Source organism: Paludisphaera soli (genome assembly GCF_011064595.1).
GTDB classification, from domain to species: domain Bacteria; phylum Planctomycetota; class Planctomycetia; order Isosphaerales; family Isosphaeraceae; genus Paludisphaera; species Paludisphaera soli.
This window is the reverse complement of the sequence record NZ_JAALJI010000018.1, coordinates 143,961-154,802: the sequence shown is the minus strand read 5'-3', so window position 1 is coordinate 154,802 and position 10,842 is coordinate 143,961. Positions and strand designations below refer to the sequence as shown.

Below are 10,842 nucleotides of genomic sequence, written 5' to 3'. Positions count from 1 at the left end.
CTGCTGGCCCTTCTGCTGGTCGCCGGCCTGGCCCTGCTGGCCCTTCTGCTGGTCGCCGGCCTGGCCCTGCTGGCCTTGCTGGCCCTTCTGCTGGTCACCCGCCTGGCCCTGCTGGCCTTGGCCCTGCTGGCCCTTCTGCTGGTCACCAGCCTGGCCCTGCTGGCCCTTCTGCTGGTCACCAGCCTGGCCCTGCTGGCCCTTCTGCTGGTCACCAGCCTGGCCCTGCTGGCCCTTCTGCTGGTCGCCGGCCTGGCCCTGCTGGCCCTGCTGGCCCTTCTGCTGGTCGCCGGCCTGGCCCTGCTGGCCCTGCTGGCCTTGGCCTTGCTGGCCCTTCTGCTGGTCGCCGGCCTGGCCCTGCTGGCCCTGCTGGCCTTGCTGGCCCTTCTGCTGGTCACCCGCCTGGCCCTGCTGGCCTTGCTGGCCCTTCTGCTGGTCGCCGGCCTGGCCCTGCTGGCCTTGCCGTTGATCAGAGTTGTCGTCGGGCTGGGGCGGCTTCTGGTCGCGCTGGCCGGGGTTGACCTCGGCGGCCGGGTCGTTGTCTCCGGGCTGACGCGGGGGCTGGGGCTGGTTCGGGTTCGCGCCGGGGGCGGCGTCGGGCTGTTGGGTGCGGGGGCGCTGGCCTTGCGGGGGGGCGTCGGGACGGTCGCCCGCATCAGGCTGGCCGTCGCCGGGGGCGCCCTGGTTCGGCTGCTGGCCTTGGGGCTGGTCGGGGCCCTTCTCCTGCCTCTTTTCGAGCGTCTCCTTCATGCGCCGCAACGTCTCGGCAGGGTCCGGGGCCTGTCCGGGGTCGCGGTCGGCGTCGCCGGGCTGGCCGTCCTCACTAGCCGGGGCGTTGGGATCCTCGCGGTCGGCGTCGCCGGGCTGGGTGCCGCGGGCGTTCTCGCCGCGGTCCTGGCGGGGGGCGTCGCCTTCGGGGCGGCTCGGGCCCTGTTCGGCCTGGTCGCCCGGCTCGGAAGGCGGCTGGTCGGGCTGGGCCGTCGGGTCCTGCTGCGGGGGCTGGTCGGCGGGGGGCGGGGGCTGGTTTTCGCGGGCCTCGCGTTCGCGACGCTCGCGCTCCTCGGCCTGGCGCTGCTCGATCTCCTGCTTCTCCTGGGGGGCGACGGGCTCGCCGACGTCCAGGGTCCAGCGCGGGGTCTCGATGCGGTTGGAGGTCGGTTCGCGGTTGTCGCGGACGGCCAGCCAGTAGGTGAGGGTCGAGCCGGCGGGGACCTTGAGCTGTTCGAGGTCCAGGGTCTCGGCGGCCTCGAACGCCGGCATCGGCGGACGGCCTTCCAGGACGTTCTTCGTCACCAGCGACTCGTCGCCGAGCATGACGTGGAGGGTGGCGTCCTTGACGCCGTGGTCGTCGTCGCCGGTCATGCCGAGGTCGACCGGAACGTTCGCCGGCACCTTCACGCCGCTGCGCTCGGGCCTGACGAACCGCGCCGCGGGCTGGCGGTCGGGGAGGGCCAGGATGTCGTAGACGACCGGGTTGGGGTTGAGCTGGCCGCCGGTCGTCCGGAAGTTGATCGTGTAGGTGCCGGTCTTCTCGACCTTGAACTTGCCAGTGATCGCGTGGGCGTCGGCCTCCGAGACCGTCATCGCGGCCGAGGCCCCGGCGGTCAGGTTCAGCGAGCCCGCCTTGGCCGGCTCGTTGGTGCGGGCGTGGACGGTGACGATGGTCCCCTCGACGGCCTCGACGTTGCCCCCTTCGATGTTCGCGCGGGGGGGGAGGCCGGTGTAGCCGGGGAACTCGTAATCGACCGAGACCGTCTCGACCATCGGCGCCGGCAGGACCTTCAGCTCGTAGTGGAGCGACTCGGCGTCGTTGGCGGAAACGTAGTAGTCCAGGCTCTGCTGAAGATTCGACAGCGTGACCGACCAGGGGTCGTAGTAGTTCTTGCCCGGCTCGAACTCCTTGACCGCGTAAAACTTGCCGCCGTCGGCGCTGTAGTGGAGCTTGACCTTGCCGGGCCGCACGCCCTGGACGTCGACCGAGAACGGGACGTGGGATCCGGCGACGACCTCGGCCAGCTCGCGATTGTCGCCGGGCTTGATGTTCACCAGCTTGGTGTTCGTGGGCCGGACGACGTCGGCGAGGAACGCGCGCTTGGTGGAGTCGAGGATGCTCTTGGGGGTGATGGCCGCGTAGAGGCAGAAGGCGACTATCACGCCGCAGAGCGCGTAGGCGGCCTGCATCGCCCGACGCTGGTCGACCACCTCCTCGATCTCGACGTGGGCGAGGTCGGCGACCGCCCGGGACTCCAGCGCGGCCATGACGTTCTTCGACACGCGGGCCGAATCGCGGCGGATCTCCAGGTAGTTGATCAGGCTGTTCTTGATCTCGGGGTCGGCGCCCTCGATCGTCTTGGCGGCGTAGAGGGTGTTGATCGACATCAGGAGCGGCCGGATCATCCGCAGCATGACGAAGCCGGCGGCGGCCACCGTCCCGGCGATCAAGATGATCCGCCGCACGAAGGCCGGCAGGCCGAAGGCGTGGTCGAGCACCACCTCGATCAAGAGCACCAGGGCGACGCCCACCGCCAGCGTCAGGCAGGCGGTGACGAGGTCCGTGTACTTGATCCGTCGCCGGGTGACGGCGATCTGGTGCTCGATGAACTCCTTGTAGTCCAGGAGCTTGCCCTGCGTCCGCGTCTGGGCGCCGACCGTCATGCGTCCGTCTCCGTGGATGTGCGTGCGCGTGCCCGAGCGAGATAGGTCCGTCTATTATACGTGTCCGAGGCCGCAAAGGGCCAACACCGCCCCGAATCTTTTCAGCCCCAGCGGAGCATGCATGCTACCAGGCGAACCGGACGCTGGGGAACACGCGGGCCAGGCTCCGGAAGAAGAGGATCGCGGTGGACGCCAGGAACAGGAGCGTCAGGGCGTGCGCCGCGGCCCTCCCGACGAGGTTCTGCCGGGCGAGCCGCTCCAGCAGGCCCGACGCCAGCACCGCGGGTATCTGGGCCAGGAAGAACGCCAGTTGCAGGCCGTCGAACCGCGAGGTCGCCATCCCGAACATGACCTCGTGGAAGAGGCCGCTGACGAGGAACACCGCGAACGTCGAGCGGATCGGCGCGCGTCGGCCGCCGGCCGGCCGGAAGACGTGCCGCAGGAGCCATTCGTGGACCCGCGGGTTCCAGCGCCGCCAGAACTCGGCGACGGTCCGCGAGCGGTAGGCGTCCCGGACGATCGGCGTCGTGTCGTAGCCGGCCAGGCGTTCGAGGCCGAAGAGGGCCTGCGAGAGGGACTCGATCGCCACCACGAAGAGGACGAGCCTCGCCGCGTGGGCGGCCGCGAAATCGGCCGGGAGCCACTCCATGGACGAGAGGGCGTGCAGGACCGAGAGCGCCGCGACGAAGCCGGCGGTCCCGGCCAGGACCCGCGCGACGTGGGGGCCTGGGGCGTCCGGGCGGGGGAGTCGTCGCTTGTGGGCCGGGTAGACGACCGCGAAGATCGGGAAGGGGACGAGTAACCGGACGTACTCGCGATATCCCGCGGGTCCGCGGCCGGTCCCTCGTGGGAAGAAGTCCAGCACCTTCAGCGCGAGGTCGGCCGCGAGGACGGCCGCCGCCGCCCGCAGCCCCACGCGGTCGGGCGGGATGAGCAGCGGGGCGGCGAGGATCGCCGGCGCGCACCACCGGGCCCGCCGACCGGCGAGGCGGACCCGCGAGCGTCCATTCAGCAACGGGGCCGCCGCCGCGCAGGCGAAGGCGACGGCGACGGCCAGGAGGAAGCGGCCCATCCCTTTCGAGACCTCGCGCCGTCGCGTCCCCACGAGGCTCGGGAGCCCCTCGGGATCCGCGCGGGCTTCACGCCCACTCGACCTCTCGGGAGCCGGGGACCACCTCGCCGATGATCCAGGCGGGGATCTCGGCCTCCTGATTGAGGTGGCGGACGATCGACTCGGCGTAGTAGTCCGCCGCGACGATCACCATCCCGATCCCCATGTTGAAGACGCGGAACATCTCTTCGTCGGTCACCCCGCCCAGCTCCTGCATCCAGGTGAAGACCGGGGGGACCCGCCAGGAGCCCTTCTTCAGGCGCATGCCGCAGCCCTCGGGGAGGATCCGCGGGGGGTTGTCGATCAGGCCGCCGCCGGTGATGTGGGCGATGGCGTGGATGATCCGCTTCACCCGGTAGCGGCGATAGACTTCCTTCAGGGGCCGGGTGTAGATCCGGGTCGGCCGGAGCAGCTCGTCGGCCACGGTGCAGCCGAGGGCGTCGACGCGGTCGTCGAGCTTGAAGCCGGCGTGGTCGAGGACGATCTTGCGGGCCAGGCTGTAGCCGTTGGAGTGCAGGCCGGACGAGGCCAGGCCGATGACCTTGTCGCCGACCCGCACGTCCTGGCCGTCCAGCAGCCGCTTGCGCTCGACGACGCCGAGGCAGAAGCCGGCGAGGTCGTACTCGCCGGGCTGGTAGAACTCGGGGAGGATCGCCGTCTCGCCGCCGATCAGGGCGCACTCGGCGTCGATGCAGCCGTCGCTGATCCCCTTGACGACCTGGGCGGTCAGCTCGGGGTCGTCCTTGCTCATGGCGACGTAGTCGAGGAAGATCAGCGGCTCCGCCCCGGCGCAGAGGCAGTCGTTGACCGACATCGCCACCAGGTCGATCCCCACCGTGTCGTGCCGGCCGGTCGCCACGGCGAGCTTCAGCTTGGTCCCCACGCCGTCGGTGGAGGCCACCAGGACCGGGTCGCGGTAGGTGCGCGAGAGGAGGCCGATCTTGGCGTCGAGCCGGAAGAGGCCGGCGAATCCGTCCTTCCATTCCATGACCCGGGGCGTGAACGTCCGGCGCATCAGGGGGGGGAGGCGAGCCATCGTCTCGTCATAAGTGGTCAGGTCCACGCCCGCCGATCGATAATTCAGTGGCTCGCTCATGTCCGTCCGCAGAAAGAGAACCCAGGGGGGAGTCGCCCCGAAACCGATGCGCCTGCCGGGAAATCATCGCCGAGCGACGCCGACGCCGGCAAGGCGCCTCCGCCCCCGAGGCCGGCGGGAGCCGGGCCCCCCCGTGCTTGATCGAACCGCCCGCGCGGGATAGATTAAGGTTCCCCGGACCGAACGGCGAGGTTTCGGCCCTCGTATCGCACCCACCCCTTTTTTCCGTCCCCACGGTCCGCCCCGATTTCCCCCGTTCCGAGGAGAACCGATGATGCAGCGGAAATGGATCGCCCTGGCCGCCACCCTGGCCTTCGGGCTGGGCCTTGGCGCGACCGCCTTCTCCGAGCCGGCCGACGACGACGCGTCCCCGCTGGGCCAGATCATGGAGAAGGTCCAGAAGAACAAGGCGATCATCACCAAGGGCACCCGCAACGTCGCCTCCTACAAGAAGTCGCAGAAGGAGGTCGAGGACGCGGCGAAGGACTGGGCGAAGCTCGCCAAGGAGTCCAAGCCGCTCAACGACGCCGCCAAGGCCGCCAAGGGCCAGGCCGACCCCGTCAAGAAGTGGGACGAGCTGATGGACCTCTGGGCCAAGGAGTCCGAGAAGCTGGCCGAGATCGCCGCCAAGGCCGACTCCACCCAGAAGGACGCCAAGGACCAGCTCAACACCATCAACAAGACCTGCACCGAATGCCACCAGGTCTTCCGGATCGACGCCGAAGAGAGCTTCTGACCCGAGCGGGACCGCGACCCTCCCCCCCGTCCCCGGGGGAGGGCCGCGCCCGGGCCGCCTCGAGCAGCGGCGCCAAGCATTGCAGGAAGGCCCCGCGGCGTGCCCCCTCATCCCTTCGAACTCACGCTGCCGACCGTCTTCGAGAATCTCGCGCTCGACGAGGCGATGCTGGTCGACGCCGACGAGCGCGACGGCCCCCCCCTGATCCGCTTCTGGGAGCAGCCGGATTTCGCCGTGGTGCTGGGGTCTTCCCGGCGGCTTCGCGACGAGGTGGACGTGGCGGCCTGCGAGGCCGACGGGGTGGCGATCGCGCGTCGGGCCAGCGGCGGCGGCACAGTGCTGATCGGGCCCGGGGCGGTGAACGTCGCGGTCGTCCTGGCGATGGATTCCGCCCCGGAGCTGGTCACGGTGGACGGGGCCCAGGCGTACGTGCTGGGCCGGATCGCCGAGTCGCTGCGCGCCCTGGGGCCGGCGGTCGAGGTGAAGGGTTCGGGCGACCTGACGATCGCCGGCCGGAAGTTCTCGGGGAGCGCCCAACGGCGGCTGCGGCGGCGGCTGCTGGTGCACGCGACGATCCTCCACGATTTTCCGATCGCCCGGATCACCCGCTATTTGCGGATTCCGGGGCGTCAGCCCGATTATCGGGGGGGGCGGACGCACGAGGACTTCTTGATGAATCTCCCCCTGCGTCGTAGAATTTCAATCGAATCGATCCGCTCGGCGTGGTCCCGCTCCACTCTTCTCACTACGACGTCGGATGTCCCACAAGATCTGCTCGAAACTCTGCGTGCGGAGAAGTTCGCGAACCGATCTTGGATCGAGCGACTATGACGGCATGGCGATGGAGTCGCCCGTGGTGTTGCGGCGAAGGCGAAACGAGACGACCGAACGGGCGCGCCGGACGCCCGCCGGGCCGTCGCGCGCCGGGTTCGCGAAGGGCGGAGGCGGGGCGTCGCGCGCCTCCTTGAGGGTCCGGTCGCATTCCCGAGATCGGTCGGCCGGCCCCCCCCGCGGGGGGGGCCGGGCCCCCGGGCTCGGCCAACCAACGTCAAGTCCGCGGCCCGCCCCGAGGCCCAGGCGCCCGGGCCGGCCAGGAGATCCATTTCGATGACACCCACGTCGGTCGTGAGCCGAGCGAACCTGGACCTGGTCGAGGAGTATCAGCGACGGTGGCGGGAGGATCCCGCCTCGGTCGACCAGTCCTGGCGGAACTTCTTCGAGGGCTACGACCTCGGAGCCTCGCTCCTGAACCCGTACGCCGCGGCGTACGGCGACGCCCCCCCCCCCGCCCAGCAGGCCGTCAAGGCCGTGACCCGGCTGGTCGACGCCTACCGCGAGATGGGCCACAACCTGGCCGACCTCGACCCGTTGAAGCTCTCCCCCCGGGGCAAGTCGGACGAGCAGCTCGAGCTGCCCACCTTCGGGCTCTCCGAGGCCGACCTCGACCGCGACTTCTACAGCAAGCTCGGCGAGGAGCGGCACGGCACCCTGCGCGAGATCATCAAGGTCCTGCGCGAGACCTACTGCCGGACGATCGGCGTCGAGTTCATGCACATCCGCGACCTGGAGATCCGCCGCTGGCTCTTCGAGCGGATGGAGCCGGTGCGCAACCACCCCCGCTTCGACCTGAAGAAGAAGCGGCGGATCATCTACAAGCTGAATGAAGCCGAGCTGTTCGAGACCTTCCTCCACAAGAACTTCGTGGGGCAGAAGCGGTTCTCGCTCGAAGGGGGCGAGATGCTGATCCCGCTCCTGGACGCGATCATCGAGCGGGCCGGCGGCCTGGGGGTGCAGGAGATCGTCATGGGGATGCCCCACCGGGGGCGGCTCAACGTCCTGGCGAACATCCTCCACAAGCCGTACGGGCTGATCTTCAGCGAGTTCGAGGGGAACATGCCCGAGACGGTCGCCGGCGACGGCGACGTGAAGTATCACCTGGGCTTCTCGGCCGAGCACGTCACCCAGGACCGGAAGACGGTCCACCTGACGCTCACCCCCAACCCCAGCCACCTGGAGGCGGTCAACCCGGTGGTCGAGGGCCGGATGCGGGCCAAGCAGCGGCGGGCCAAGGACGCCCTGCGGAAGCTCGGGATGCCGATCCTGATCCACGGCGACGCCGCGTTCGCCGGCCAGGGCCTGGTGGCCGAGACGCTCAACCTGTCGCAGCTGCCGGGCTACCGCACGGGCGGGACGATCCACATCGTCGTGAACAACCAGATCGGCTTCACGACCGCGCCGGTCGACGGCCGGTCGACCCGGTACTGCACCGACGTGGCCAAGATGATCGAGGTGCCGATCTTCCACGTCAACGGCGAGGACCCCGAGGCGGTCCTCTTCGTCGGCGAGCTGGCGGCCGACTTCCGCCAGCAGTTCGGCCGCGACGTCGTCATCGACATGGTCTGCTACCGCCGCCACGGCCACAACGAGGGGGACGAGCCGGCGTTCACCCAGCCGGTGATGTACGACAACATCAACAACCGGATCAGCATCCGCGAGCTGTACACCGAGCAGCTGGTGATGTCCGGCGAGCTGTCGAGCAAGGAGGCGGAGACGATCGCCGAGACCTTCGCCGAGAAGCTCCAGCAGGTCTTCGAGGAGGTCAAGCGCGAGGGGGTCGAGCCCCGCACGGTCCCGCCCGGCTACTCCAGCGGCCCGTGGGCCGACCTCTCGCCCGCCTTCTCGTTCGACCCGATCGAGACCGGGGCCTCGTACGAGGCGCTCGGGAAGATCGCGGCCGTCGCCGTCGACCCGCCGGCCGGGTTCACGCCGAACCACAAGCTGGTCCGCATCTTCAAGAACCGCGTGAAGGTCCTGGAGGAGCGGGGCGGGATCGACTGGGCGTTCGCCGAGTCGCTGGCGTTCGGGACGCTCCTGCAGGAGGGGATCCCGGTCCGCCTCAGCGGCCAGGACAGCCGCCGGGGGACGTTCAGCCAGCGGCACGCCGTCCTGATCGACCAGCAGAACGGCCAGCCCTGGGTCCCGCTGAACAACCTGGGGGGCGGCCAGGCCCAGTTCTGCGTCTACGACAGCCTGCTGTCCGAGGCGGCGGTGCTCGGGTTCGACTACGGCTACTCGCTCGACGAGCCCAACATGCTGATCATGTGGGAGGCCCAGTTCGGCGACTTCGCCAACGGCGCCCAGGTGATCATCGACCAGTTCATCGCCTCGGCCGAGTCCAAGTGGGGCCGCGGCAGCGGCCTGGTCATGCTCCTGCCCCACGGCTACGAAGGGCAGGGGCCCGAGCACTCCAGCGCCCGCCTGGAGCGGTTCCTCCAGCTCTGCGCCGAGGAGAACATGCAGGTCTGCGTCCCCTCGACGCCGGCCCAGTACTTCCACATGCTGCGGCGGCAGGTGCTGCGGAACTTCCGCCGCCCCCTGATCGTCATGACCCCCAAGAGCCTGCTCCGCCGCAAGGAGGCCGTCTCCCCCGTCGACGAGCTGGTCGTCGGCCGGTTCCACGACGTGCTCGACGACCCGGCCGCCCCCAAGAAGGCGCGCCGGCTCCTGCTCTGCTCCGGCAAGGTCTACTACGACCTGGCCGCCCGTCGGGCCGAGCTGGGCAAGGAGCAAGAGGTCGCGATCGTCCGCCTGGAGCAGCCCTACCCGTTCCCGGCCGCCGAGCTGAAGCGGATCCTCGACGCCTACCCGGACGTCCGCGACTGGGTCTGGGTCCAGGAGGAGTCGCAGAACATGGGCTGCTGGACGTTCGTCGCCCCCCGGCTGGAGGAGCTGATGGGCGTCCCCTTCCAGTACGTCGGCCGCGACGCCAGCGCCAGCCCGGCGACCGGCTCGAAGCTGGTCCACGACCGCGAGCAGTCCGAGCTGGTCGAGGCGGCCCTCGGCGCCGCCGTGCCGCACCTCGTCACCGCAACCCCCGTCCGCTCCCTGGCCGTCGCCGGGTCGCGGGAAGGAGTCCGTTGAAAGATGTCCGCCGCCGTTCCGATCAGCGTCCCCGGGGTCGGTGAATCGATCTCCGAAGGCATCCTCGCCAAGTGGCTCGCCGCCGACGGCTCGACGGTCAAGGCCGGCGACCCGCTCTTCGAGCTGGAGACCGACAAGGCGACCAACGTCGTCCCCGCGCCGGCCTCGGGCGTCCTCAAGGTCCAGGCCGCCGAGGGGGACACCGTCGCCATCGGCTCGTCCGTCGGCGTCATCGACCCCTCGGGCGCCCCCGCCGCGGACTCCAAGCCCGAGCCCAAGGCCGACGCCAAGCCCGCCGCCGAGGCGAAGGCCGACTCCAAGCCCGCGCCCACGCCCCAGCCCAAGGCCGACGCCAAGCCCGACCAGGGGGCCGAGCACCTCTCGCCGGCCGTCCGCCGGGTGGTGGCCGAGGAAGACGTCGACCCGTCCCAGGTCGAGGGGACCGGCAAGGGGGGTCGGCTCACCAAGGGGGACGTGCTCGCCCACGCCTCCTCCGGCGCGTCCGCCAAGGCCGCCGAGCCGGCCACGTCGCCGGCCCCGGCCGAAGCCAAGGCCCCGGCCCCGCCGGCCCCGAAGCCGGCGCCGGCGAAGGAAGGCCGCGAGACCCGCGAGCGCATGAGCGGACTCCGCCAGCGGATCGCCCAGCGCCTGGTCGAGGCCCAGCAGACCGCCGCCATCCTCACGACCTTCAACGAGGTCGACATGACCCGCGTCATGGCGACCCGGGCGAAATATAAGGAGGCGTTCCAGAAGGCCCACGGCGTCGGCCTGGGCTTCTCGTCCTTCTTCATCAAGGCGACGATCGAGGCCCTCAAGGCGTTCCCGGCGGTCAACGCCCGGATCGAGGGGAACGAGATCGTCTACAACAACTACTTCAACATCGGCGTGGCCGTCAGCACCGAGCGCGGGCTGATGGTCCCCGTCATCCGCGACGCCGACCAGCTCTCGTTCGCCGACATCGAGAAGGCGATCGGCGTCTTCGCCGACAAGGCCCGCAAGGGCGCCATCGGCGTCGACGACCTGCAAGGCGGGACGTTCACGATCACCAACGGCGGCGTCTTCGGCTCGCTGTTGTCGACCCCGATTTTGAACCCGCCCCAGAGCGGCATCCTCGGGATGCACGCCATCAAGAAGCGCGCCGTCGTCGTCGACGACCAGATCGTCATCCGCCCGATGATGTACCTGGCCCTCTCGTACGACCACCGGATCATCGACGGCCGCGAGGCCGTCAGCACCCTCGTCCGGATCAAGGACTGCCTCGAAGATCCCGAACGCCTGCTCCTGGCGATCTGACGAAACCGAAGACCTCACAGCCTCGGACCGGCC

Annotated in this window: 7 protein-coding genes; 4 read left to right on the top strand and 3 right to left on the bottom strand. The window is 70.2% G+C overall.

Translation table 11 applies throughout. From position 1 onward, the window contains the following. The 3 genes from G6O68_RS21100 to purM all read right to left on the bottom strand — a co-directional run. Positions 1-2,652, bottom strand: a 2,652-nt coding sequence (locus G6O68_RS21100) for a DUF4175 family protein (RefSeq protein ID WP_165250618.1), incomplete at its 3' end; no start/stop codon positions are given. A 124-nt stretch (positions 2,653-2,776) separates the two neighbouring features. Continuing rightward, positions 2,777-3,724 carry an MBOAT family O-acyltransferase gene (locus tag G6O68_RS21095; protein ID WP_165250617.1) on the bottom strand — a complete coding sequence of 316 codons (948 nt, stop codon included), beginning with the start codon at positions 3,722-3,724 and terminating at the stop codon, positions 2,777-2,779. 67 nt (positions 3,725-3,791) lie between these two features. Beyond that, complete coding sequence (gene purM, locus G6O68_RS21090) at positions 3,792-4,859, bottom strand: phosphoribosylformylglycinamidine cyclo-ligase (RefSeq protein WP_165250616.1); 1,068 nt, start codon at positions 4,857-4,859, stop codon at positions 3,792-3,794. Between the two features lie 271 nt (positions 4,860-5,130). On the opposite strand from purM, the gene G6O68_RS21085 reads away from it, so the two are divergent. The 4 genes from G6O68_RS21085 (at position 5,131) to odhB (ending at position 10,809) form a co-directional block, all read left to right on the top strand. Next, positions 5,131-5,595: a cytochrome c gene (locus G6O68_RS21085; protein WP_165250615.1), complete on the top strand. Its 465-nt coding sequence runs from the start codon at positions 5,131-5,133 to the stop codon at positions 5,593-5,595. A gap of 99 nt (positions 5,596-5,694) precedes the next feature. Further along, on the top strand, positions 5,695-6,426 hold the full coding sequence (locus G6O68_RS21080; RefSeq protein WP_240911418.1) for a lipoate--protein ligase family protein: 732 nt from the start codon (positions 5,695-5,697) through the stop codon (positions 6,424-6,426). Positions 6,427-6,702: 276 nt separating this feature from the next. Next, the gene (locus G6O68_RS21075; RefSeq protein ID WP_165250614.1) at positions 6,703-9,516 is read left to right on the top strand and encodes a 2-oxoglutarate dehydrogenase E1 component; all 2,814 of its coding nucleotides are present in this window, start codon (positions 6,703-6,705) and stop codon (positions 9,514-9,516) included. Positions 9,517-9,519: 3 nt separating this feature from the next. Next, complete coding sequence (odhB, locus tag G6O68_RS21070) at positions 9,520-10,809, top strand: 2-oxoglutarate dehydrogenase complex dihydrolipoyllysine-residue succinyltransferase (protein ID WP_165250613.1); 1,290 nt, start codon at positions 9,520-9,522, stop codon at positions 10,807-10,809. Positions 10,810-10,842: the final 33 nt, after the last annotated feature.

Excerpts from the sequence above, each read along its gene's own strand:
- G6O68_RS21075 (WP_165250614.1), top strand. The coding sequence starts at position 6,703 with ATGACACCCACGTCGGTCGTGAGCCGAGCGAACCTGGACCTGGTCGAG.
- odhB (WP_165250613.1), top strand. The coding sequence starts at position 9,520 with ATGTCCGCCGCCGTTCCGATCAGCGTCCCCGGGGTCGGTGAATCGATC.
- G6O68_RS21085 (WP_165250615.1), top strand. The coding sequence starts at position 5,131 with ATGATGCAGCGGAAATGGATCGCCCTGGCCGCCACCCTGGCCTTCGGG.
- G6O68_RS21095 (WP_165250617.1), bottom strand. The coding sequence starts at position 3,724 with ATGGGCCGCTTCCTCCTGGCCGTCGCCGTCGCCTTCGCCTGCGCGGCG.
- purM (WP_165250616.1), bottom strand. The coding sequence starts at position 4,859 with ATGAGCGAGCCACTGAATTATCGATCGGCGGGCGTGGACCTGACCACT.